Raw genomic sequence first — 25,294 nt, 5'->3', positions numbered from 1 at the left:
TTGAAATATAATATATTCAGCTATCATCAGGTTTTCTGCTTCTTCTTTCTAGCCGCAGGAAATAAGACATTATTCAAAATTAACCTATAACCAGGAGATGTTGGGTGTAAATCAAGTTCGGTTTTTGGATCGCCAACTCGATGCTGATAATCTTCAGGGTCATGACCACCATAAAAGGTAAAAAATCCTTTTCCTTTAATGCCATGAATGTATTTTGCTTCACCATTGGTTTTGTTTTCACCCAAGACCAAAACATTAGATTTTATTTCATCTCTAGTGAACGATGTAGTTTGCCCCATAAAACCTTTAACTAAAGCTGTATGGTTTTGGCACAACATGGTTGGAATTGGATCCCATTTTGCCGAAAACTCCATGAGTGAAAAATAATCTGTAGTTTTTGTAATCCTCCGTTTTGGAGTCATATCAATAGAAGAAAACTCGTAGGTTGTTGGACTTCTTTCCAATTGATAATTAGTAAATGCAAACGTTTTATTGAAGTCTATTTTGTTTTGATAGCCTGCTTCGCTCCCATCACCATCAAACATTGGCTCACAGATATCTATTCCTTCAGCCGATAAGGCAATATCAAAACTATCCGTAGCACTACACATGGCAAACATAAAACCACCACCAACAACATAATCTCTAATTTTTAATGCCACAGCTAATTTCTCTTCGGAAACTTTATTGTAACCTAATTTTGAAGCTCGACCCTCAGTTAGCTTCTTTTCTTCTATATACCAAGGTGCGGCACGATAAGCTCCGTAAAACTTACCATATTGTCCCGTGAAATCTTCATGATGTAAGTGCAACCAATCGAATAATAAAAGCCCATCATTTAAAACCTCTTCATCGTAAACGGTTTCATATGGAATTTCAGCATAGTTTAAAACCATAGTTACAGCATCATCCCATGGTAATTTTCCTTCTGGCGTGTATACAGCAATCTTAGGTGCTTTTTCTAAAACTACGGCTTCCATATTTTGGCTTGGACTACTTATATCTTCCAAAATACTTTCCGCTTTATCGTTAGAGATAACATTGAAAGAAACGCCTCGAATTTGACATTCTCTTTGAATATCTTCCGTATCTGGCAATAAAAAAGAACCTCCTTGATAATTGAGAAGCCATTTTACTTTAAGTTCTTTATTTAGAACCCAATACGTTATTCCGTAAGCTTTTAAATGATTTTTTTGATTATCGACCCCCATTGGTATAAGAATGTAGGATGCGTAAGTTTTACATGCCAAGCATATAAATAATAATGTGAGGATTATTTTTTTCAATTTGAGATTGCCTAAAAATAATTTCTCAGTTAATTTTAAGAAAAACAACTGAGAAATTTAATTATATAAGCGAAAGATACTTAATTTTTGCGGAGATAAAAAACAGTATTAACGATTCTAGATGATGAGATAATAATCTTATTCTAATAATTATCATGAACAAACTTATTCAAATTAATTGAACAAAACCTTATAGTTTAAAACGGTACATCGTTATCATCATCATTAAACGAACTTCCAAAAGCTTGATCTGGACTGGCCTTAAAATTATCGGCTTGGAAGGTATCATCGTTTGCGGCTGCATTCATTTTAGAATGAAACTCAAATGGAGAATCAAAATCATCTAAATTATCGAACTTACCTAAGTTTCCGATAAACTTTAATCTAATATTTTCTAAACCACCATTACGGTGTTTTGCTATAATGAATTCAGCTTGACCTTCAGTTGGAGAGCGTTCATCATCATCCCATTCATCAATTTTATAATATTCTGGACGGTAAATAAAACTTACAATATCGGCATCCTGCTCAATCGCACCAGATTCACGTAAATCGGATAGCAACGGACGCTTACTTCCACCACGCGTTTCCACGGCACGTGATAATTGCGAAAGCGCAATTACAGGCACCATTAATTCTTTTGCTAAAGCTTTAAGGTTTCGAGAAATCATTGAAATTTCTTGTTCACGGTTTCCACCATGGTTAGATCCACCCGTCATTAACTGTAAATAATCAATCATGATAAGCTTTATACCATGCTGCGACGATAAACGACGCGCTTTTGCACGTAAATCAAAAATGGAAAGCGACGGTGTGTCATCAATAAACAACGGTGCTTTTTCTAAACCTTTAACCTTTACATTAAGTTGTTCCCATTCGTGTTTTTCAAGTTTTCCTGTCCTTAATTTCTCTGAAGATAAGCCGGTTTCACTAGAAATTAAACGCATAATTAACTGTACAGAAGCCATCTCTAAAGAGAAAAAAGCCACCGGTACATTTTGATCTACCGCAATATTTCGTGCCATAGATAACGTCAAGGCCGTTTTTCCCATACCAGGACGTGCAGCTACGATAATTAAATCTGAAGGTTGCCATCCCGATGTTAATTTATCAAGTTTGGTAAATCCTGTTGGAATACCACTTAAACCTTCTTTATTCGAGATTTCTTCAATTTTCTTTTTCGCCTGGATTACTAAATCTTGAGCTGTTTCACTCGATTTTTTAATATTTCCTTGGGTTACTTCATATAATTTAGATTCTGCTGTATCTAATAAATCGAAAACATCTTTAGTTTCATCGTAAGCATCTTCAATAATTTCATTCGAGATTTTTATTAAACTACGCTGAATAAATTTCTGTAAAATAATACGTGCGTGAAACTCGATATGCGCCGAAGATGACACTTTTTGAGTTAACGAAATGAGGTAAAAATCACCTCCTGCTTGTTCTAACTTCGAGTTCTTCTTTAACTGCGTTGAAACGGTTAATAAATCGACCGGCTCACTGTTTTCAAACAACGTAAAAATAGCTTCAAATATATGTTGGTGGGCCTCTTTATAAAATGCATCAGGTGCTAAAATATCGATTACTTCATCAACACCTTTTTTATCAATCATCATGGCCCCTAAAACAACTTCCTCTAAATCAATAGCTTGCGGAGGTATTTTTCCTTTTTCAAGGCTAATAATGGTGCTTTTATCGACTTTATATCCCTGAACGGGGTTTGGTTGTTTCATGACTGCGAAAGTAATTAAAATTGAAGTAGGTTTAAAGATTTTGAGGTCTTCGATTGTTAACCGTTCGTTAACAATTTAACTGTTAATAACTTAAAAAAATTGTGAATAAGCATAAAAAAAATCTGAAGTAAGTAACTTCAGATTTTTTCTTAAGTATGTTTTAGGGTGTTTAGTCTTTATAAACTCCCATTTGCAAATATTTATCCATTCGTTGAGCAACTAAATCTTTCTGTGATAACTTTTTTAGCACCTCATAATGTTTTGTAATGGCATTACTAACGGATGTAAATGTTTTTGTACGATCACGATGTGCACCACCAAGAGGTTCTTTTATAATCTCGTCAACCAATTTAAGCTTTTTCATGTCGGGAGGTGTAAGTTTTAAAGCTTCTGCAGCTTGTTCCTTATATTCCCAACTACGCCATAAAATAGACGAACACGATTCTGGAGAAATCACAGAATACCAAGTGTTTTCTAACATCATAACTACATCTCCAACGCCTATGCCTAAGGCTCCTCCAGAGGCACCTTCACCAACAACTATAGTTATAATTGGCACTTTAAGGCGCGTCATCTCTAAAATATTTCTAGCGATAGCTTCACCTTGTCCACGTTCTTCAGCCTCTAAACCAGGATATGCACCAGGTGTATCTAAAAGTGTTACTACAGGAATTCCAAATTTTTCGGCAGATTTCATTAAGCGTAAAGCTTTACGATATCCTTCCGGATTTGCCATTCCAAAGTTTCTATATTGTCTCGTTTTAGTATTGTAACCTTTTTGCTGACCGATAAACATAAAACTCTGATCACCAATTTTCCCTAAGCCGCCAATCATTGCTTTATCATCTTTAAAGCTTCTATCTCCATGTAATTCTAAAAAAGAATTACCACAAATAGCTCTAATATAATCTAAAGTATATGGGCGTTCTGGGTGACGAGACATTTGTACACGTTGCCAAGCCGTTAGGTTCTTATAAATATCTTTTTGAGCTTCTTTAAGCTTTTTTTCTATCTGCGTACATGTTTCTGTTACATCTACTTCGCTTTCTTCACCAATAATTCTACATTTCTGTAATTGATCTTCAAGCTCTTTTATTGGGAGTTCAAATTCTAAATATTCCATAGGAAATTTGTTTTGACTGATTATTAGAGTTAGTCTGCAAATATAAAAACTTTAATTTTGTAAAAACATTATGAGCGAATTCTTTTTAACTTTCTGCTATTTTTAGCAACTACATTTAATATTACGACAACAATAATAACTAGAGCTCCATAATAAAATGTTGGACTCATTTTTTCTTTTTCAGGAAATAATATTAAAGCTAAAACAATACCATAAACAGGTTCTAAATTATAGGTAAGCATCACCGTATAAGGGCTTATTGTTTTCATAATGTAAATAGAAGCTATAAATGCATATGTTGTACAGACGGATGCCAATATGAAAAGATACCAAAAATCGGAAGTGCTTAAACTGAAAAACTCTTTTGAAAACCCTCCACCAAAAAAAACAATATAAATTGTGATGAATAGTACACCACTAATAAATTCGTAAAATGAAATAACAGTTGCAGAATGTTTTTTAAGAAAACTACCGTTAAGTACTGCGAACAAAGACGAAAAGAAAGCAGACAAAATCCCTAAAAGAATACCTGTAAGATACTCTATTTCACTTTGTGTAATGATACAAACTCCAACAACTACGAGCATTCCGAATAGAATTTCGTACCATAATACTTTACGTTTATAAATAATAGGCTCTATAATCGATGCAAAAAAGGTTCCTGTTGAAACCACTGCTAAAGTTGTAGACACATTTGATGCATCTATGGATGCAAAAAAAGTAATCCAATGTAATGCTATAATAACACCTGCAAATGAAAGCCTTAAAATAGATTTGGGACTAATCTTTAAATTTACTTTAGTAAACTTGACGTAAACTATCATTAAAATAAAAGCCATTAACATGCGAAACCAAACTAACGGAATTGCAGTTATAGTAATTAACTCCCCTAAAATTGCAGTAAAACCAGCAATAAAAACAAGGATATGTAGATGAAAATAATCTTTAAGATTAGCGTTTGGCATTGTACAAAAGATAAGCAGCTAAAATTCCAAAAATAATATTTGGAAACCAAACCGCAATAAGTGGATTAAAATCTGATTGCTCTGCCATAACTCCAAATATTTTGTCGAAAAACACAAATATCATTGCTATACAAATACCAACGGCTAGGTTAACGCCCATACCACCTCGTCGTTTTTTTGAAGATACCGCAACGGCTATAATTGTTAAAATGAATACTGAAACTGGCAAACTCCATTTTCTATATAAAACTAATTTAAATCGCCCAACATTTGATGAACCTCTAGCTTCCTCTTTGTCAATAAATTGTTTTAAATCGCCATACATTTTGGTTTCTGCTGCGTATATTTCTGGAATTAAATCGCCTACATCGAAAGCAAACAGGGTGTCTTTTTGCTTTAATATTCCTAATTCATCTTCGTTTTGACCAATAATGCGCTTGGTGTAGTTGGTTAATTCGTAAGTTGAAGATGAATCGTTTTCAACATATTTAATCTTATCTGCAGAAATTTTATAAACAAGCTTATTCTTTTCAAAATGTTCTAACGTAAAATTTCGACCTATACTATTTTTAACGTCAAAACTACTAACGTATATAATATCGTTATCATTAATTTGTCTAAAAACATTGGTGTTTTCAACCGCACTTCTCCCCTTTTTAAGGTATTTATAACTAAAATCGTTAAAACCTTTACTTGCATTTGGCGCTAAATATAAACCTAAAAGAATAGACAAAGCTCCAACAATTGTAGCTCCAATCATGTAAGGACGTAAAAATCTGGAAAACGAAACACCCGAACTTAAAAAAGCAATAACTTCTGTATTATTAGCCAATTTTGAAGTAAACCAAATTACAGATAAGAATAAAAATAAAGGAAAAAGTAAATGCGCAAAATAAATAGTAAAATCTAAAAGATAGATAAGTACTTCTCCAAAAGGCACTTCGTTTTCTAAAATTTTACCAATTTTTTCAGCTAAATGCACAGTTATTCCGATAGGAATAAACAGTAGCAACATCATAAGAAATGTGAACAAATAGCGCTTTAATATGTACCAATCTAATATTTTCATCCTTTTACAGCTTCAATAAATAAGCGATGTTTCAATATTTTTACCCGTTTAAAGTCGATTATCCATTTGCTTAACCATTTGGTTTTTCCAAACATTGAAATCGCCTGCTAATATATGTTTTCTAGCTTCACGAACCAACCACATATAAAAACCTAAATTATGTATGGTTGCTATTTGCTTACCCAACAACTCGTTAACAGTAAATAAATGACGTAAATAAGCTTTACTATATTCCGTATCAACAAAAGTTATTCCCATCTCATCGATTGCAGAAAAATCTTCTGCCCATTTTAAATTTTTAATATTTATAGAGCCATGTGCTGTAAACAGCATACCATTTCTTGCATTTCGAGTTGGCATAACGCAGTCAAACATATCTACACCTAACGCAATATTTTCTAAAATATTGATTGGTGTTCCAACTCCCATTAAATATCTTGGCTTTTCTTCCGGTAAAATAGAACAAACTACATCTGTCATGGCATACATTTCTTCGGCTGGTTCACCAACGGATAAACCTCCTATTGCATTTCCAACAGCTCCCGAATTAGCAATATATTCAGCCGATTGTTTTCTAAGGTCTTTATAAGTACTTCCTTGTACAATAGGGAAAAAGGCTTGATTATAATCGTATTTTAATGGTGTTTTTTCTAGGTGATTAATACAACGATCTAACCAACGATGCGTCATATGCATAGAACGTTTCGCATAATTATAATCACAAGGGTATGGTGTACATTCATCGAAAGCCATAATAATATCGGCTCCAATAGTACGTTGAATTTCCATAACACTCTCTGGCGTAAATGTGTGATAACTACCATCAATATGCGATTTAAACTTCACACCTTCTTCTTTTATCTTTCTATTTGCCGAAAGCGAATACACTTGATACCCACCAGAATCGGTTAAAATATTTCGATCCCAATTCATAAATTTATGAAGCCCACCTGCTTTCTCTAGCACATGTGTTTGTGGTCTTAAATATAAATGATAAGTATTTCCTAAAATAATATCGGGATTAATATCATTCTTTAACTCCCTTTGATGTACTCCTTTAACCGTACCAACAGTTCCCACAGGCATAAAAATTGGTGTTTCAATTACACCATGATCTGTAGTTAATTTTCCTGCTCTAGCTTTGCTTTGTGGGTCTTTTGCGTTTAATTCGAATTTCATCTATATATTTGTATCAGTTGGCAAAGATAATTAACTAAAATCCGAAAGCAATATTTAAAAAAAGGAAATAATTTAACTTTGGCAACGTTTTTGTAATAATAAACGAAATCTTAAAACGAACATTATGAAAAATTTATTTTTAATTTTAGTAGTTGCAATTGTTGTCCCATCAGCAGCTTTTGCCCAAACAGCAAGTGGTATAGGTATTAAAGGAGGTTTAAATTACAATGCCAATGGTAAGTATGTAGAATCTATAACCGAAAACTCTAAAAACCCAGATAGAAATGTTGGTTACCATATTGGTCTATTTGGGAAAATTGGTGACAAATTATATTTAAGACCAGAAATTGTTTATACCAAAACAAAAAGTGATTACGACGATGATAGTTTTGAAATGCAAAAACTTGATGCTCCAATTTTAGTTGGCTTAAAAATTTTAGGTCCTGTTAGCGTATTTGCTGGTCCATCATTTCAATATATTTTAGATACCGAATTCGAAGGTGTTACTATTGAGGATATTAAAGAGGATTTTTCAGTAGGGCTTAACTTTGGAGTTGGTCTTAACTTTAAAAAAGTTGGTATCGATTTAAGATACGAACGTGGATTTAGCAAAAATGAAGGTACATTTATTGGTAATAATGGTATAAATAGTGGTCGCTTAGATACAAGGCCAGATCAACTTATTTTAAGTTTAGCAATCATTTTATAATAGAAAACACATAAAAAAAAAGTCCTAGTAAATTAATTTACTAGGACTTTTTTTTGTGATAATTTATTTTATTTATCTCGTAGCTGTACCAGACAAACTAACCACAGGACCGGCTCCCATACTAATTACCGTGTGGTTCATAGCATCTGCAGGAACTTCATGAGCCAAAGGCTTTAATGTGAAAGGTGCAGCGCTATTATCAGGACTTGGTTCTACAGAAATTACAACTGTTTTTCCTTTTAAATCTGTTGGAAAAGTTAATCCCGAAGGTGCATTTTGAAGAAAATCTTCTCCTGGATAACCAGGACCATCACCTACATCTCCCTTAAAAACTGTAGTTGCAGCATTATCATCTGCAGCATTTGGATCTGTAAACGTACCTGTACTTACTGGAGTACCATCGAATACAACCCAACCTTCATATACCCATCCGTCAGATAATGTTGGTAAATCTAAACCTTTTATTGCAGGATCAACAGAATTATCTAAAAACCAAATTCCACTAGCTTCGTTAGTATCATCGTTATCCGTTGGTGTAGCCAAAATATACTCTCCAGTAGAAGAAGATAAATCTGCAACAATATTATTTGAATTTACACTTGCTGAGCTACCAGAAAAATCTCCTGCTAAAATTTTTGTTGCAGCTGGAGCTGGATCAGAATCTACTGCTGGTTCAATAGATAATACAAATGTTGATGCACTTGCCAATTGATCTGCATCTACAGAAAAAGATTGTGGAAAATCTACTGATGAAAATGTTCCTGTTGAAACAGGTGAGCCATCTACAATTACCCATCCTTCGTAAACAAAATCGTTACCAAGAGCCTCTAAGCCGGTAAGATCAATTGTTAAATCTGCTGTTTTTGGTGCGCTGTCATCATCGCTATCACATGAAGTTGTTAAAACTCCTATTGCTAGCATTGCTAAAATTGTGTTCTTAATCATTTTATTTTTTTTTAGTGATTGTTTTATACTTCAAAGGTATCTCACTAAAAACATATAAAATGTTAGCCAACTAACATTAGGCACTTTTTTTATAAATTCTTATTTCTTTTCGCTTAAATTCTAATATTTTTTCTTCTCTTAATTCATTCAAAAGAATATTTAAAGTTGGTCTAGACGTACCAATTAAAGATGCAATATCTTTTTGAGTATATGGATGGTTTACCACGCGATCACCAGTTTGATCACAATCGTACCCATAATCGGTGCACAATTCGTGTAAAAACTCTAGAAGCCTTGTTTTTGCATCTTTAAAAAGAAGTAACTGTAAACGACGTTCAAGTTTTTTTAATTTAAAACCTATTACTTTATAAACTTTAAAACTAAATGTTTGATTATCTCTCATTAAATCGTGCATCGTGTCTACACCAACGGGACAAATACTAGTACTGTTATCAACAGATTGCGCAAACTCCTCTCGCGTTTCATCTCCTAATATTGCTGTCTCTCCAAATAGTTCTCCTTTAGTTAAAATAGCTTTAACTACTTCTACTCCATCTTCATTATAATAACCAATCTTTACTTTTCCTTTTTCTATTAAATAGATTTTATTCGCAAAGTCTTTTTCAAAATAAATATAATCCTGTTTTTTATATGCATCAAAACTGTGATCCTTTTTGTAATTTTTAAACTTATGCGGACAAAGTACTTTAAAAAGATTTACGTCGTCGAAAAACCAAAGTGAATTCATATAATAACAAATTAATTAACTAATTAATAGACGCAAAAGCGCCATAATCCTTACAATATAATCAAAAAAAGCCTCCAAAATTGGAGGCTTTAATATCTATTTTAAATATGCGAGTATTTATTCTTCTTCATCTGCAGCTTTGCTTTCTGCAACTTCGGCTTCTAAATCATCAAGAAAATTATTTTTCACTAACAAATTATACCATTGTAATACTTTTTTTATATCGCTTGGGTATACTCGATCTTCATCATAATCTGGCAAAACATCAAAAAAGTACTCTTCTAGTTTATCTTTATCATCTTTTGGCTTAACTGAGCTTTCTTGTCCGTTTTCCTTATTTTTTATATTTAACAAAACTTGTTTCAAAGGAACTTCTTCTGTTAAGGTATAAATAGCTATTTCACTTAAAACGCTAACATTTTGACGCACATTAACAGTAATTCGCTTTTTATCGATTAACGATTCTGCAATAAAACCACCTCTGGTTTGCGTTACTAAATTGTACAAACCTGGTTTCCCTGCTATTGATAGAACTTTATCTAAACTCATAAATTATTTTTTGAAAGTGGCAAATATCAAATGTTTATTGATGTCTTGCAAATATTATCGTTTCTTTTTTTGATCTGGGAAGCTCATTCTGTAATCTACTTTTATCTTCCCTTTTGAAATGTTTGAAAGTCTTCCTTTTATTAAACGTTTTTTTAAGCTAGATAGTTTATCTGTAAATAAAACACCTTGAATATGATCGTATTCGTGTTGAATTACTCTAGCAACTAAACCATCAAACGTTTCGGTATGTGATTTAAAGTTTTCATCTAAATACTCAATAGTAATCGTTGGTTTTCTAAAAACATCTTCACGAACATCTGGAATACTCAAACAACCTTCGTTAAAAGCCCACTCTTCCCCTTCTTCATTAGTAATTTCCGCATTTATAAAAACACGTTTAAATCCATCTAAACTTTTTTGCTCCTCTTCTGTTAATTCTTCATCTTCAGAAAATGGCGTAGTATCTACTAAAAACATACGGATTGGCAAACCTATTTGCGGCGCTGCAAGACCAACTCCATAGGCATTGTACATGGTTTCGAACATATTATCTACAAGAGCATCCAGTTTTGGATAATCTTCAGTAATTTCGGTGGCTTTTCTTTTTAAAACGGGGTCGCCGTATGCTACAATAGGTAAAATCATTCTATATTCTTTGTTAATATTTGCAAAAGTACAATTCTATAAATTTATTGCGAACTTTTTGCTTAGAAATAACATTTTTTAACACTGATAAAACCTATTTAAAGGTGAATATTTAGCTTTAAATTAAACTATAATTACGCATTACTGAGAATACAGATAACTTTGTAAAATAAGAGTAGCACTAATTTCATCTACCAAAGCTTTATTTTTTCTTTGGTTCTTTTTCAATCCACTATCAATCATGGTTTGAAAAGCCATTTTAGAAGTAAAGCGCTCATCGACACGTTTTATAGGAATATTAGGAAATTGCTTTTCTAATTTTTTTAAAAACGGAAGAATAAAAGCTTCACTTTCTGAAGCCGTATTATCCATTTGCTTAGGTTCGCCCACCAAAAATAATTCAACCTTCTCTTTAGATAAATACGTTTTTAAAAAATTAAGAATATCTTTAGTATTAACGGTGGTGAGCCCAGAGGCTATTATCTGTAATTCATCGGTAATTGCAACTCCCGTGCGTTTCGTGCCATAATCTATTGCTAAAATGCGTGCCATAAATAAATTTTGTACAAAAATAACTTATTAAACTTATTGAAACTGTTTAAAAACAAAAAAGGCTATCTTTTCAGATAACCTTTTTTAATATAAAAAATTTATGTTTTGATTTAAGCTTTTACTCTTTTTTCCATAGAAGGAAACATTAAACCAATATTACTAATATTTCTTTCTCTATTTAAATAACTTCTAATATCACTAGTAGTTCTTGCCATGATAGCTTGAAACTCTTCATTATCAATTAATAAATTATCTTCTTCAACAGTCTCAACTGTATCTTGCTTAGTATTGTTTTCAACAGAACTTATTTCACTAGTTTCTATAACTAATTTCTCGTTTTTTTCGCTTTGTGCGTTTCCAAGAGAAACTGTAAGTAATAAAATTAAAAGTATTATAAAATTTGTTTTCATATCTGTTGTAATCGTTTGATGGTGCAAATATATAGTGCAACACAACATTGAAAACAATAAATTAGTTGAATCAACCTAGATCATCGATAAGCCGAAAATGTGTACATTTTCAACGACGAAACGTCTAAGTGCGAAATATTGACGATTAAAAACATTGTAACGAGTGCTTTTTCGACAATAAGTCAATTCAAAAAGATAAAATACATGATTAAACGATGAAACTGAACTAATTCTAATCGATGAATAGCATTTAAACATGAATATTATATTTTAATACTTACTCTATTTTAATCGATACCTATTATATTTGCGAAAATAAAAATACACAATGACACAATTACAAGAGATAATAGAACAAGCTTGGGAAAATAGAGACCTATTAAATGAAGAGGCAACTACAACAGCCATTAGAAAAGTTGTTGATTTATTAGATGCCGGTGAATTGCGAGTTGCAGAGCCTGTTGAAGGTGGGTGGCAAGTTAACGAATGGGTTAAAAAAGCCGTGGTTTTATATTTCCCAATTCAAAAAATGGAAACTATAGAATGTGGACCATTAGAATTTCATGATAAAATCCCTTTAAAAACAGGATATGCTGCAAAAGGCATTCGTGTAGTACCTCATGCTGTTGCTCGTCATGGTGCTTATATTTCTGCTGGAACTATATTAATGCCAAGTTACGTAAATATTGGCGCATATGTAGATGAAGGAACTATGGTAGATACTTGGGCAACTGTTGGCAGCTGTGCGCAAATTGGTAAAAATGTTCATCTTTCTGGTGGTGTTGGTATTGGTGGTGTTTTAGAGCCTTTACAAGCTGCTCCAGTAATTATTGAAGATAACGCCTTTATTGGAAGTCGTTGTATTGTGGTTGAAGGTGTTCGTGTAGAAACCGAAGCTGTTTTAGGAGCTGGAGTTATTTTAACTATGAGCACAAAAATTATTGATGTAACGGGAGATAAACCTGTTGAATATAAAGGTCGCGTTCCTGCTCGTTCGGTAGTAATACCAGGTAGTTATGCAAAAGAATTCCCTGCTGGAACTTACAATGTACCATGTGCTATTATTATTGGTAAACGTAAAGAAAGTACTAACAAGAAAACATCTCTTAACGATGCTCTACGTGAACATAGTGTGGCAGTTTAATTTTTTATATTATTCTCTAAATATCACAATATAGACTCTTATTAAATCTAAAGTCTTATTTTATGAAAGAACAAACTGAAAATATTAAACTTGATGCAATAATTCCATGGGTTAATGGCAATGATAAAAAATGGCAAAAAAAAATCAATGAGCATTTAAAAGTTAAAATAGATTTCAGTATAAAGAAAGAAAGTGCTAGATACAATTCTATTGGAGAAATAGATATTTGTATTAAGTCTATCATAAAATATGCACCTTGTTTTAAAAATATATATTTAATTACCGATGATCAAATACCCGATACTTTTGAAAATTTAAAAGCATTGGGTAAATCATCTGGTATCAATTTGGAAATAATTGATCATACAATTCTATTTCGAGGTTATGAAGAATTTTTACCTTGTTTCAATTCAACTTCAATTATTTCACTCTTACATCGAATTCCTAACCTTTCGGAGCATTACGTCCTTTTTAACGATGATTTTTTCATTATGAAAAAGGCTTCTTTACAAGATTTTTTTATTGATGGTATTCCCATTTTAAGAGGAAGGTGGGAAAAATATTATGAAAACTTAAAAATAAAAGCGTTTTATTATCGTTATCTCTGTTCGGAAAAAGACAAAAAAAGAAGAAAAAAAGGTACTTTAAGGAAATCAATGCAAATTGGTGCTAAATTAGCAAATGATAGCAAAAAAACGTTCTTAAAAAGGTATCACACTCCAGTTTCTATGAGAAAATCTACCCTCACTAATTTTTTCAAAAACAAGAACGAGCTACTTAAAAACAACATTGCCTATAAATTTAGGGACAACAATAACCAATTTATTACCGAAACCCTTGCAAATCATTTAGAGATAAAAAACAACACTTATCACTATGACAAAAAAACTAAATTAACTTATTTTAGATCTTATAAAAACTACTGGGTAGTTAAGTTTAAACTATATGTGTATGATATTAGCAATAATAAATTATTTCTAACATTTCAAAGCTTAGAAATGGCAAATACGAAAACGCAAACATATATTTTAAATTGGTTAAATAAGAAGATAGAATAAGCAAAACCTCAAAAGCAATTACCCTAAAAAAAAGATAAACAACACTTTAAAGCAGAAAACTTAAGCTTTACAAATCTTTTAAAAAATATAACGACGTGGATGTTAGGTAAAACATCTCTTAACAAGAGAAAACTATTTCGCCCTATATTTACCAAAACTATTTCATAAATGATAAAAAAAATACGCAAATTCTATTTAAGAACACTACGAAAGATGCGCTTTTTACCACCAAAATTATACGCGAAATCTCATTATGAATATTTTACTGGTAAAAAATTAAATTTAGAAAATCCAATAGAATTTAATGAAAAAATAGCATGGTATAAAGTATTTTATCGGCCAACTATTTTAACCCAACTAGTAGATAAATATGCTGTAAGAGATTATGTTGAAGAAAAAATAGGAAAGCAATATCTAAACGAACTTTACGCTGTTTACGATAGCCCCGAAGAAATTAAATATAATGAATTGCCTCAACAATTTGTTTTAAAAGCTACACATGCTAGTGGATATAATTTGATTGTCAAAAATAAAAACAAACTTGATAAAGCACTTTCAAATAAATTACTAAAAAAATGGCTTAATATAAACCAGTATTATCGTACTGGGCAAGAATGGGCATATAAAGACGTAAAACCAAGGATAATAGCTGAGAAATTTATCAAAGATGAAAAAAGGGAATCACTAACGGATTATAAATTCTATTGTTTCGATGGTATTGTAAAATTTATGGAAGTACATATTGACAGAGAAGAAAACCTAAAATTAGCTTCATATGACTTAGAATTCAATAAACTTCCATTTAATAAAATGCCTCTTAAAAATAGAATCGAAGGGCCTATTGAAAAACCCGCGACTTTAAATAAAATGATTGAGTTATCTGAAAAATTAGCAAAAAATATTCCTTTTGTGCGTGTAGATTTTTACTCGATACATGACAAGATAATTTTTGGTGAATTGACATTTTATCCATCAGATGCAAGAAGAGACTACGATCCAGAAGAATACAACAAAATTATAGGCGATTACTTTAAATTACCACAACTTAAAAACGGACAAAAGGTTATCACTGAATTTAACTAGCAAATGAAACTTAATATCTCCGCTTTACAAACAAAATATGACAGAAAACAGTTTTAATGATGCCCCTATAGATGCTGTAATTCTTTGGGTTGATGGTAATGATGAAAATCATAAAGAAAAAATTCTCCCATATCTAGAGGATACAAAAAAAGTTAAATCCAAAAAATTTAGAACAAGATTCGATCAAGTTAATGAAATTCAATATACAATTGATTCTATTTTAAAGTACGCTACATATATTAGAAACATACATATAATAACAGATAACCAAACTCCTTATTTTTTAAAAAATAAAGATAGCAATAGTAAATACAACAAAGTTAATATCGTTGACCACAGCATTATATTTAAAGACTTTGAAGAGTATTTACCTGTTTTTAATTGCCGACCTATTGAAACCTGCATGTATAGGATACCTAACTTGGCCGAACATTTTATATATTTGAATGATGATTTCTTTTTAATTAATGAAACAAAACCGAGTGATTTTTTTATAAACGGCAACCCCGTTTTAAGAGGAAAGTGGCTTAAATTTGACAAAGATATTATTTATAAAAAATTTAAAAAACCAAGAACTGGACATAAAAGCATTCAACAAAATGCAGCAAAACTTATAGGTTTTAATAAATATTATAACTTTAAGCATACCCCACATCCGCTTAAAAAATCAACTTTTGAAAATTATTTTAAAGCAAACGAATCTATATTTATAAATAACATAAAGTATAAATTTAGAGATACAAGCCAATTTACTCCTCAAGGATTAGGAAACCACCTAGAGATAAAAAACAATACTTGTATTTTAAAAAACGATCTACAATTAATGTATTTTAGATCGTACAAAAAACATCTAAGGTGGTATAAATTCAAATTAAATAAAAAAAGAAATAATATTTTATTTCTAGGATTACAAAGCCTAGATCTTTGTCCTCCAAAAAAATTAGAATATATCTTGCAATGGTTAGAAAACCGAATGAGATAAAAACAATCTTCCAAAAGCGAAATAAAACCGTTATTTTGGCATAATATATAAAGCAAATAATTAATGCAGTACAAGTTTTTAATATACATATCCTATAGCTACGCTATACCTATAGGTAATCCTTTAGAAGAAGAAATTATTAAAAAAGGCTATACTGTAAAATGGTTTAGCGATTTGGAAGATGGAAAAGTAGCACTACAAAAAAAGCAAAATGTAATTGATACTATTAAAGATGTTGTAAGCTATGAACCTCATATTGTTTTAGCCGCGACTAATGATATTCCTGATTTTATTTCGGGGATTAAAGTTCAGATTTTTCATGGTTTTAATGCACAAAAAAGACCTGAAGCAAAAAACAGTTTTTCTCATTTTAGAATTCGTGGTTTCTTTGATTTATACTGTACACAAGGTCCAACTACAACTATTGGCTTTAAAAAACAGCAAGAACTTTACCCCCATTTTGAAGTTATTGAAACAGGCTGGAGTAAAGTAGACCCATTATTTCCTATTGAAGACAAGAAAAAAGAAAGTATTCCAACTATTATGATTGCTTCTACTTTTACAGAACGTTTAAGTTTAGCACACAATGATTCTGTTTTTAATAAAATAAAATCACTTTCAACTTCTGGGAAATATAATTTTAAGTTGGTTTTACATCCTAAAATGACAAAAGAAATTGTTACGAAATGGAAAACACTAACAGGACCACATTTTACGTTTTACGACACTACAGATTTGGTCCCTTTATTTAAACAAGCCGATATTTTATTTGCAGATACTACATCGGCAATACAAGAATTTTTACTTCAAAAAAAAACTGTGGTGACTTTTAATCACACCTTTAAACACAATTATTTAATTGATATAAACGATGCTAATCTTATTGAAGCGTCTTTCAAAAGAGCTTTAACTTATCCTGCTGATTTAATAAAAAACATTGATACATTTATTAAAGACCTACATCCCTATTTTGATGGAAAATCATCACAACGTGTAATTTCTGCAACAATAGACTTTTTACATAAAGACAAAAAACATCTTAAAAGAAAACCTTTAAATCTTATAAGAAAATATAAAATTAGAAAACGACTAAACTTTTTTACTCTAAAAAGTTATAACAAACCTTTTACTAAATAATTTTAGTAACATTTATTTTGAAAAATCAACAAAAAATATCGGCTCTTATTATCACTTTCAATGAAATAAAACATATTGAAAATGTGATTAAAAACATCGATTTTGTAGATGAAATTATTGTCGTAGATTCTTTTAGTAATGATGGTACTTTTGAAAAACTTAAACAGTTAAACCATGTAAAAACAATTCAACGAGAATTTAAAAATTTTGCAGATCAGCGTAATTTTGCGTTACAACAAGCTTCCAGTAATTGGATTCTATTTATTGATGCAGATGAGCGCATTCCTAAGAAATTAAAAAAGGAAATTCTTAAAGAAATAAAAAATCCAGACGAAACTGTAGGTTTCATGATGAAGCGCCTCTACTTTTTCAAACAAAAAAGAATTCGTTTTAGTGGTTTTCAAACTGATACTACCTATAGGTTGTTTAAAAACGGAAAAGTAAAATATCTTGAAGATAAAATTGTACACGAAATGCCAGAAATTAATGGCAAAAGCAAACTGCTAAAAAACAATATGCTTCATTATTGCTTTAACAGTTCTGCACATTACAAATCCAAAATGGAACGTTATGCAAAGCTGAAAGCATTGGAATGTTTTAATAAAGGAAAAAAAACAAATGCTTATCATTTATATTTAAGGCCTGCTTTTAAGTTTATAACTAATTATATTATTAGGTTAGGTATTTTAGATGGCAAAGAAGGTTTTAAAATCTGTTATTTAAGCGCGTATGGTGTAAACTACCGTTATCGCGAACTTAAAAAACTTTGGAAAAACTCAAAACTTTAACTTCTTTTTCAACTCTTTTTTTCGTTCTAATTTTGCACGAAAATTTTGAACTTCTATCCACATAGCAGTAAAAACCTTATCATAATCTTCATTACTACATTTAGCATATTCATCACTCATTACTTCAACCATTTCTTTGTATTTAGAAAGTCTTGCAAAGTTTTGCATACGTGTATCAAAATCTAAAGTCCCAAAATTCATTCGATTTAAATCTACCAAATAAAAGTCATAATTATCACCATTTTTCTTAATTAAAGTATTTCCTGGAGAATGATCTAAAAACTGAATACCTTTTTCATGTAAACTATATGTAAACCTCGTAAATGCTCTAAGAATGTTATCGTAATCGGGGTAGTTAAAATCATGGAGAAGCTCTCGATAAGTTAAATCACAATCCAATTGCTCACTGATATAAAAACTTTTATTAAATAATAAAGATTTTTTAAATTCGAAGTAAGCTAACGGTTTTGGCGTACCAACATTCATTTCTGTTAACTTCTTAGCATATTCGAATGAGCGTTGCGCCTTACTTTTTCTAAAAAAATTATAAACTATTTGATTTATTACATTAGGAATTTTAAAAGCTTTAATATTCAAATTAACCCCATCAACTTCAACAATTTTAATTATGTTTCTTTTGCCTACGCCGTCTTTTAAATTATCAAAATCATGAACGAGTTTAGTGAGCTTTGTATTGAACTCACTTTCTGAACTTTTAGTAAATACTTTTATTTCCTTCATTTTATAAAATAAACCAACTTGATATCAATTTGAATTTCTGTTGTAAATTTGCACGACTGCAAATATAAGGTTCAAAATATGAATGAAGAAATAAATAAGGCGATACAAGTATTAAAACAAGGTGGCCTTATACTCTACCCTACCGATACCGTTTGGGGAATTGGCTGCGATGCCACAAACCCAGAAGCGGTAAAAAAAATATATAAATTAAAGCAACGCGAAGATAGTAAAGCTCTAATTTGCTTGGTTACCGATGATAGAATGCTAAAAAAATACGTTAAAAATATTCCAGAAGCAGCTTTAAGCATAATGGATGTTACAGATAAACCAACCACTATTATTTACGACGACGCACAAAATTTAGCTCCTAATTTAATTGCCGAAGATGGCTCGATTGCTATTAGAATTCCTGACGATGAATTCTGTTATCAACTAAGCCGAAGGTTAAATGGCGCATTAGTTTCTACTTCTGCAAACATTACCGGCTTTCCGACGCCCAAATCCTTTAAAGAAATAGCTCCTGAGGTTTTAAAAGGTGTGGACTATGTTGTAAATTTGCAACGCGAAAAAATATGCGCAAACCCATCGTCTATTATAAAACTGAGTAACAGTGGTGTGGTGAAAATTATACGGAAATAAATTTCAATCACAAGCTCATTAATTATTTAAACAAATTGATTGTTTACAATACAAAACTATTGGTTTTCGGAAAATTAGAATAAAAGCCATTCGCAAATTAGTGGTCACAATATAGTATGAATTATAAAGAAGCATTAACAAACCCAATTTTCAAAATCATCTCACAATCTGCCAAAGAATTAAATTTGGATAGTTACGTGATTGGTGGCTTTGTACGCGATTTTATTTTAAAACGTGGCTCCGCCAAAGATATCGATGTGGTTGCCATTGGAGATGGTATAAAACTAGCTAAACAGGTTGCTAAAAACTTACCAAACAAACCTAAAGTACAGGTGTTTAAAACATACGGAACAGCCATGCTTCGTTATGAAGATATTGAGATTGAATTTGTTGGAGCTCGTAAGGAATCATACACTGAAGACAGCAGAAATCCATCGGTTGAAAATGGTACTTTACAAGACGATCAAAATCGTCGTGATTTCACCATTAACGCCCTTGCTTTAAATTTAAACGACACCAGTTTTGGAGATTTATTAGATCCGTTTGGAGGTGTTGATGATTTGAAAAAACAAATAATCCGTACGCCTTTAAATCCAGACATTACTTACAGTGACGATCCTCTAAGGATGATGCGTGCTATTAGGTTTGCAACACAATTAAATTTTACTATTGAAGAAGAATCTCTTCAATCTATAACTAAAAACAGTGATAGAATAAAAATAATTACCAAAGAACGCATTGTTACCGAATTGAATAAAATTTTAGAAAGCAAAACACCATCTATTGGTTTTTTATTACTCGAAAAAACAAAATTATTACAATATATATTACCAGAAATAACTGCTCTAAAAGGGATTGATGAAGTTGAAGGACAACGCCATAAAGACAACTTTTATCATACTTTAGAAGTTGTAGATAATATAGCGAAACATACCAATAATGTTTGGTTACGTTGGGCTGCCCTTTTACACGATATAGGTAAAGCGCCAACCAAACGCTTTAGTAAAAAAGTGGGGTGGACTTTTCATGCCCATGAATTTGAGGGATCAAAAATGGTTTACCATTTATTTAAAAGGTTAAAAATGCCATTGAATGATAAAATGAAGTTTGTCCAGAAAATGGTGTTTATGAGCTCTCGCCCAATTGTGTTAGCACAAGAAGTTACAGATTCTGCTGTGCGCCGTTTGGTTTTTGATGCCGGAGATTATGTAGAAGATTTAATGACCCTTTGCGAAGCCGACATTACTACAAAAAACCCTAAAAAATTCAATAAATATCATAACAACTTTAAAATTGTTAGAGATAAAATTGTTGAAGTTGAAGAACGAGATCAAGTACGTAATTTTCAACCACCAGTTTCTGGTGAAGAAATTATGAAAGCTTTCAACATGAAACCATCCCGCGAAATTGGAGTTATAAAAGATTTTATAAAAGAAGCTATTCTTGAAGGTGAAATTCCTAATGAATACGATGCTGCTTATCAACTCATGCTAAAAAAAGGTAAAGATTTAGGTTTGAAAAACTAATATTCTCTCCTTTCATAAAAAAATAATAGATATTCAATAAAATAGGACGCGTAATTTTAGGAGTATAAAAATGAAAAAAGACAACAAAGCAGTAATTTATTGGTTATTAACAGGAGGCTTCCTTATTTTTATAATGGTTGTTATTGGCGGCATTACTAGGCTAACCGATTCTGGTTTATCAATTTCTAACTACCGATTAATCACTGGAACCATTCCGCCAATTGGAGATCTAGAATGGCAAGAAGCTTTCGATTTATACAAAAAACACCCCGAATTTAACGCGTATAACAATCATTTCAACATTGAAGATTTTAAAAGCATTTACTTTTGGGAATGGTTGCATCGCGTTATTGGTCGCTCGATTGGAATGGTTTTTATAATTCCGTTTTTCTATTTTTTAATACGCAAACAACTCACAAAAAGTACTATAAAAAAATGCTTAGTTTTATTAAGTCTTGGCGCTTTTCAAGGTTTTTTAGGTTGGTACATGGTTAAAAGTGGTTTAATAGATATGCCAGACGTTAGTCATTACAGACTTGCAGCCCATTTAGTTACCGCATTTATAACCTTTGCAGCAACGCTCTGGGTGGCTTTAGATCTCATTTACCCAAATAGAAAACCTGCTAATAAACCCATGCGAAATCTAATTTTTGGAAGCTATGTGGTTATTATTATTCAAATTATATATGGCGCGTTTATCGCAGGTTTAAAAGCAGGTTTACTACACAACCATTGGCCTTTAATGAATGAAGGAGCCTTTATGCATCATACTGTTTATGTTTTAGACCCCTTTTATAAAAACCTTATTGAAAACCCAAGCGGTATTCAATTTGTACATCGCATTTTAGCTTATATTGTCGTGTTTCTAATATTTATCATATGGAAAAAATCTAAAAAAAGCACTTTAACAATACTTCAAAAACAAGGTATTAATTCATTACTAATTTTAGTATTATTACAATTTTTATTGGGTGTCTTAACGTTAATTTATCAAGTTCCGTTATGGTTAGGTGTTGCACATCAAGTGGGTGCATTTTTCTTGCTAACAAGCATAACTTTTACATTACATCGTTTTACCAAATAGTTTAAATAGTATACCTTTACGCATTAAATTTTTCATTGATGATTTACAGATTTAGAGTAATTTTAGATAACGATAAAAAAGACGAAGATGTTTTTCGCGATTTAGAAATTCAAGAGGATGACACCCTAGAGGATTTACATAACATTATTACGCAATCTTTTGGTTTTGATGGTAGTGAAATGGCATCTTTTTACAGAAGCGATGACCAATGGAATCAAGGTGAAGAAATATCTCTTTTCGATTTAAGCGACGATGAATCTGCCCGTTTAATGAACGAAACAGCTATTAACGACGTTGCTTTCGAAATGCAAACGAAGCTTATTTATGTTTATGATTTTTTAAGCATGTGGACTTTTTATGTTGAATTAGCTGAAATTGTAGAAGAGACCGAAGGTTTCGATTACCCAAACTTAATGTTTGTGCAAGGGCAAGTTCCTGATACCGCTCCAGATAAAGTTTTTGAAGCTGATAAAGAAGACGGTTTTGGTGAATTTGATGATGAGTTAGATATTGATGATTATGAAGATCTAGACTTTGATGAACATTGGAATTAATTCAGTAATCAAAAATAAAAATAGAGTTATTGCAAGAAAACCACACTTACGCAAGTTCTATAATTAAATCAATGAATACGCTTCTTAAAGGAGAGGTTAAGTTTGTTGAACAGAATAATTTTTGGACTATTAAAGTTGAAGCTCAATGGGGGCGAAAATGGTTATTAACTACCATTAAATCACAGAAATCGGATTTAAAACCCAATTTCAATTCTTGCTCATTAACTCAAGCTTCTTTTTTAAGTTTCCTTACTAGGAGTGATTCTTTTAATTTTTATGGAGAAAAAAGTAAATACTCCAAATTACTTTTAGAAAGTCCCGAAACAGGGAAATTAATGGCAAGTAAAAACAGTTCTATTGCACTTAATGGAAGCACTTTAATTTTCACTGGGTCTGTCCGTAAAAAAGATGCGACCAGCTTATCTAATATCTTCATATTAATTCAACGTTTACAAGCCAAGATTGATCAATTAAATTTCTAAAATTATAATTCTATAAATAAATTAACAGTACTTGCCCCCCTATTTCTTTTTTTAATCTTTAATTTAGAGTTCTTCAAAATACATCGACTAATAAGTCTCACCTATTAACTGTACGAATTCAATTTATTTACTAATAAATACTCCATTTTAAACTCCATTATAAACAACTAATAAACAACAGTAATAGCTATAATATTTTTTGTTAAAACAAATAAAATATTTCGTTGTTTTTATTAATAAAAAACTAATTTTGTCAGGTCTTATTAAGACATAAAAATAATGAATCTAACCATTGAAAACATACTATTAGTTGGCTCTCTATTACTTTTTATAAGTATTATTGTGGGTAAAACCTCTTATAAATTTGGAGTTCCAACTTTAATCCTTTTTTTAACTATCGGAATGCTTGCGGGTTCTGATGGTATTGGAGGTATACGTTTTGACGATTCTAAAATGGCTCAGTTCGTCGGTATCGTTTCACTTAACTTTATTTTGTTTTCTGGTGGTCTCGATACTAACTGGAAAGCCGTAAAACCCATTCTAAAAGAAGGTCTCGTTTTATCTACCCTTGGTGTTTTACTTACAGCAGTTTCTTTAGGTACATTTGTTTGGTTTGTTACAGACTTTACCATCTTTGAAAGTATGCTTTTAGGTTCCATTGTTTCGTCTACAGATGCAGCTGCTGTGTTTTCTATTTTACGCTCAAAAAACCTAGCCTTAAAAACCAATCTAAGACCTACTTTGGAGTTAGAAAGCGGAAGTAACGACCCTATGGCTTATGTGCTAACACTTACTTTTTTAACATTAGTTATTAATCAAGACCAAAGTATTACGAAAATTATTTTAATGTTTTTGCAACAAATGATTTTAGGAGCCGTAGCTGGTTTCGTTTTTGGAAAGTTGAGCAAAGTAATTATTAATAAAATTAAACTTGGGTTCGAAGGCCTTTACCCCGTTCTAGTTATAGCTTTAATGTTTATAACTTTTTCGGCAACAGATCTTTTTGGAGGAAATGGATTCCTTGCCATTTACATTTGCTCCGTTTATTTAGGCAATCAAGATTTAATACATAAATCTACCATTTTAAAAATGTTCGATGGTATTGCATGGCTCATGCAAATTGTACTATTCCTAACTTTAGGTTTACTTGTTTTTCCTTCGCAAATTATCCCTTATATGGGTATTGGTCTACTTATTTCTGTATTCCTAATTCTCGTGGCGCGACCAATAGGTGTATTTATAAGTTTAATATTTTTTAAAATGAAACTTAGAAGACGCTTTTATATTTCATGGGTTGGCTTGCGTGGTGCAGCTCCTATTGTATTTGCAACCTATCCGCTTTTAGCAGGTATTGACAAAGCAAATATGATTTTTAATATTGTATTCTTTATTTCGGTAACATCCATTTTAATCCAAGGTACAACCTTATCTATTATTGCTAAATGGCTAAATGTTGCATTACCAGAAGAGGTTAAACCTATTGCTGAAAATGATAGGTATATTCTGAATTTACCAAAATCGGAAATGGAAGAAATAACAATAGCACCAGGAAGTTATGCTGTTAAAAAACGAATTATAGACTTACATTTTCCACGTTCGGCTTTTATCGTAATGATTAAGCGAAATAAAAAATTTGTACGCCCAGGAGGTGCTACAATAATTGAGGCCAACGATACATTGGTTCTTTTGTTAGACAATGAAGATAGTTTAAAAGAAGTTAATGAAATACTTTCTAAAACGTCAATAGCTTAGAATGAAAAATTGGAATAACATATTAAAAGTTCTTCTCCTCGTTGCCGTTTATTGTTTTGGCATTTATGTTCCGACAAACACATTACCGAGTTCTAACACACAGACAATTGAACAAAGTAATAATAAAAAAGAACGTTTAACAACTAGCACGAAGGTTCTCTATGCCCATACGCAACAATTTGAAAATTTATTTTCTGATTTAGCTAACTATTCTTTTCCTAATTTTAAACTACCTTATTTCAGTTTTTGGGCGCTTATTTGCTCTAACGATTTACTATTTAATGCCAAGTTTAAACAATATAAAGATCTCTTAAAAACCATACTGATTAGGCACAGAAAGTCTGATCTAATCTTTCCTTTCCATAATTTTTGGTAATCCTTTTTAATTAGAAACTACGCCATGCGTAG

26 protein-coding genes are annotated in these 25,294 nt (G+C 31.4%); 13 read left to right on the top strand and 13 right to left on the bottom strand.

All coding sequences use genetic code 11. The annotated features are described in order from the left end of the window. Nucleotides 1-26 precede the first annotated feature (26 nt). The 6 genes from GQR97_RS12615 to tgt form a co-directional block, all read right to left on the bottom strand. A complete protein-coding gene (locus tag GQR97_RS12615) occupies nt 27-1,211 on the bottom strand; it encodes an asparagine synthetase B (RefSeq protein ID WP_158848912.1) in 1,185 nt (394 codons plus the stop codon). 272 nt (nt 1,212-1,483) lie between these two features. Then, complete coding sequence (dnaB, locus tag GQR97_RS12610; protein ID WP_158848910.1) at nt 1,484-3,022, bottom strand: replicative DNA helicase; 1,539 nt, start codon at nt 3,020-3,022, stop codon at nt 1,484-1,486. 169 nt (nt 3,023-3,191) lie between these two features. After that, on the bottom strand, nt 3,192-4,145 hold the full coding sequence (locus GQR97_RS12605; RefSeq protein WP_158848908.1) for an acetyl-CoA carboxylase carboxyltransferase subunit alpha: 954 nt from the start codon (nt 4,143-4,145) through the stop codon (nt 3,192-3,194). Between the two features lie 68 nt (nt 4,146-4,213). Next, nucleotides 4,214-5,110 (bottom strand): DMT family transporter, encoded by an 897-nt coding sequence (locus GQR97_RS12600; RefSeq protein ID WP_158848906.1) that lies wholly within the window; start codon nt 5,108-5,110, stop codon nt 4,214-4,216. Next, nucleotides 5,097-6,179 (bottom strand): LptF/LptG family permease, encoded by a 1,083-nt coding sequence (locus tag GQR97_RS12595; protein WP_158848904.1) that lies wholly within the window; start codon nt 6,177-6,179, stop codon nt 5,097-5,099. Before GQR97_RS12595 ends, GQR97_RS12600 begins: the two co-directional genes overlap by 14 nt. 48 nt (nt 6,180-6,227) lie before the next feature. After that, nucleotides 6,228-7,358, bottom strand: a complete 1,131-nt coding sequence (tgt, locus tag GQR97_RS12590; RefSeq protein ID WP_158848902.1) for a tRNA guanosine(34) transglycosylase Tgt — start codon at nt 7,356-7,358, stop codon at nt 6,228-6,230. Between the two features lie 124 nt (nt 7,359-7,482). On the opposite strand from tgt, the gene GQR97_RS12585 reads away from it, so the two are divergent. Continuing rightward, the gene (locus GQR97_RS12585; RefSeq protein ID WP_158848900.1) at nt 7,483-8,067 is read left to right on the top strand and encodes an outer membrane beta-barrel protein; all 585 of its coding nucleotides are present in this window, start codon (nt 7,483-7,485) and stop codon (nt 8,065-8,067) included. A gap of 72 nt (nt 8,068-8,139) precedes the next feature. Here the strand turns inward: GQR97_RS12585 and GQR97_RS12580 are convergent, their stop codons facing one another. The 6 genes from GQR97_RS12580 to GQR97_RS12555 form a co-directional block, all read right to left on the bottom strand. Beyond that, nucleotides 8,140-9,012 carry an anti-sigma factor gene (locus GQR97_RS12580; RefSeq protein ID WP_158848898.1) on the bottom strand — a complete coding sequence of 291 codons (873 nt, stop codon included), beginning with the start codon at nt 9,010-9,012 and terminating at the stop codon, nt 8,140-8,142. Nucleotides 9,013-9,088: 76 nt separating this feature from the next. Next, nucleotides 9,089-9,760: a Crp/Fnr family transcriptional regulator gene (locus tag GQR97_RS12575; protein ID WP_158848896.1), complete on the bottom strand. Its 672-nt coding sequence runs from the start codon at nt 9,758-9,760 to the stop codon at nt 9,089-9,091. A 117-nt stretch (nt 9,761-9,877) separates the two neighbouring features. Beyond that, nucleotides 9,878-10,309, bottom strand: coding sequence for a DUF5606 domain-containing protein (locus tag GQR97_RS12570; protein ID WP_158848894.1), 432 nt, complete (start codon nt 10,307-10,309; stop codon nt 9,878-9,880). 54 nt (nt 10,310-10,363) lie between these two features. Further along, nucleotides 10,364-10,954, bottom strand: a complete 591-nt coding sequence (gene def, locus GQR97_RS12565; RefSeq protein WP_158848892.1) for a peptide deformylase — start codon at nt 10,952-10,954, stop codon at nt 10,364-10,366. 141 nt (nt 10,955-11,095) lie between these two features. After that, nucleotides 11,096-11,506, bottom strand: coding sequence for a Holliday junction resolvase RuvX (ruvX, locus tag GQR97_RS12560; protein ID WP_158848890.1), 411 nt, complete (start codon nt 11,504-11,506; stop codon nt 11,096-11,098). A gap of 110 nt (nt 11,507-11,616) precedes the next feature. After that, on the bottom strand, nt 11,617-11,916 hold the full coding sequence (locus tag GQR97_RS12555) for a hypothetical protein (protein ID WP_158848888.1): 300 nt from the start codon (nt 11,914-11,916) through the stop codon (nt 11,617-11,619). Between the two features lie 328 nt (nt 11,917-12,244). On the opposite strand from GQR97_RS12555, the gene GQR97_RS12550 reads away from it, so the two are divergent. The 6 genes from GQR97_RS12550 (at nt 12,245) to GQR97_RS12525 (ending at nt 18,108) form a co-directional block, all read left to right on the top strand. Beyond that, the gene (locus GQR97_RS12550; RefSeq protein WP_158848886.1) at nt 12,245-13,060 is read left to right on the top strand and encodes a 2,3,4,5-tetrahydropyridine-2,6-dicarboxylate N-succinyltransferase; all 816 of its coding nucleotides are present in this window, start codon (nt 12,245-12,247) and stop codon (nt 13,058-13,060) included. 62 nt (nt 13,061-13,122) lie between these two features. Continuing rightward, complete coding sequence (locus GQR97_RS12545) at nt 13,123-14,118, top strand: Stealth CR1 domain-containing protein (protein ID WP_158848884.1); 996 nt, start codon at nt 13,123-13,125, stop codon at nt 14,116-14,118. A 168-nt stretch (nt 14,119-14,286) separates the two neighbouring features. Beyond that, nucleotides 14,287-15,201: an ATP-grasp fold amidoligase family protein gene (locus GQR97_RS12540; RefSeq protein WP_233267537.1), complete on the top strand. Its 915-nt coding sequence runs from the start codon at nt 14,287-14,289 to the stop codon at nt 15,199-15,201. A gap of 37 nt (nt 15,202-15,238) precedes the next feature. Beyond that, nucleotides 15,239-16,183 (top strand): Stealth CR1 domain-containing protein, encoded by a 945-nt coding sequence (locus GQR97_RS12535; RefSeq protein ID WP_158848882.1) that lies wholly within the window; start codon nt 15,239-15,241, stop codon nt 16,181-16,183. Nucleotides 16,184-16,246: 63 nt separating this feature from the next. After that, nucleotides 16,247-17,320 (top strand): CDP-glycerol glycerophosphotransferase, encoded by a 1,074-nt coding sequence (locus GQR97_RS12530; RefSeq protein ID WP_158848880.1) that lies wholly within the window; start codon nt 16,247-16,249, stop codon nt 17,318-17,320. A gap of 17 nt (nt 17,321-17,337) precedes the next feature. Continuing rightward, nucleotides 17,338-18,108 carry a glycosyltransferase family 2 protein gene (locus GQR97_RS12525; RefSeq protein ID WP_158848878.1) on the top strand — a complete coding sequence of 257 codons (771 nt, stop codon included), beginning with the start codon at nt 17,338-17,340 and terminating at the stop codon, nt 18,106-18,108. Here the strand turns inward: GQR97_RS12525 and GQR97_RS12520 are convergent. Continuing rightward, entirely contained in the window at nt 18,097-18,849 is a 753-nt protein-coding gene (locus GQR97_RS12520) for a lipopolysaccharide kinase InaA family protein (RefSeq protein ID WP_158848876.1), read from the bottom strand. The two genes, GQR97_RS12525 and GQR97_RS12520, sit on opposite strands and share 12 nt — an antisense overlap. A gap of 78 nt (nt 18,850-18,927) precedes the next feature. Here GQR97_RS12520 and GQR97_RS12515 point away from each other — a divergent pair, with 78 nt between their 5' ends. The 6 genes from GQR97_RS12515 (at nt 18,928) to GQR97_RS12490 (ending at nt 24,886) form a co-directional block, all read left to right on the top strand. Next, complete coding sequence (locus tag GQR97_RS12515) at nt 18,928-19,488, top strand: L-threonylcarbamoyladenylate synthase (RefSeq protein ID WP_158848874.1); 561 nt, start codon at nt 18,928-18,930, stop codon at nt 19,486-19,488. 116 nt (nt 19,489-19,604) lie between these two features. Continuing rightward, nucleotides 19,605-21,014, top strand: coding sequence for a CCA tRNA nucleotidyltransferase (locus tag GQR97_RS12510; protein WP_158848864.1), 1,410 nt, complete (start codon nt 19,605-19,607; stop codon nt 21,012-21,014). 70 nt (nt 21,015-21,084) lie between these two features. Then, complete coding sequence (locus tag GQR97_RS12505) at nt 21,085-22,098, top strand: COX15/CtaA family protein (RefSeq protein ID WP_158848862.1); 1,014 nt, start codon at nt 21,085-21,087, stop codon at nt 22,096-22,098. A gap of 38 nt (nt 22,099-22,136) precedes the next feature. Then, entirely contained in the window at nt 22,137-22,652 is a 516-nt protein-coding gene (locus GQR97_RS12500) for an IS1096 element passenger TnpR family protein (RefSeq protein WP_158848860.1), read from the top strand. A gap of 71 nt (nt 22,653-22,723) precedes the next feature. Beyond that, entirely contained in the window at nt 22,724-23,134 is a 411-nt protein-coding gene (locus GQR97_RS12495) for a hypothetical protein (protein WP_158848858.1), read from the top strand. Between the two features lie 279 nt (nt 23,135-23,413). Continuing rightward, a complete protein-coding gene (locus GQR97_RS12490) occupies nt 23,414-24,886 on the top strand; it encodes a potassium/proton antiporter (RefSeq protein ID WP_158848856.1) in 1,473 nt (490 codons plus the stop codon). The last annotated feature ends 408 nt before the right edge of the window (nt 24,887-25,294 follow it).

It is taken from the genome of Algibacter sp. L1A34 (assembly GCF_009796805.1).
Lineage (GTDB): Bacteria > Bacteroidota > Bacteroidia > Flavobacteriales > Flavobacteriaceae > Algibacter.
The sequence above is the reverse complement of the archived record's forward strand: the minus strand, read 5'-3'. Positions and strand labels throughout refer to the sequence as shown.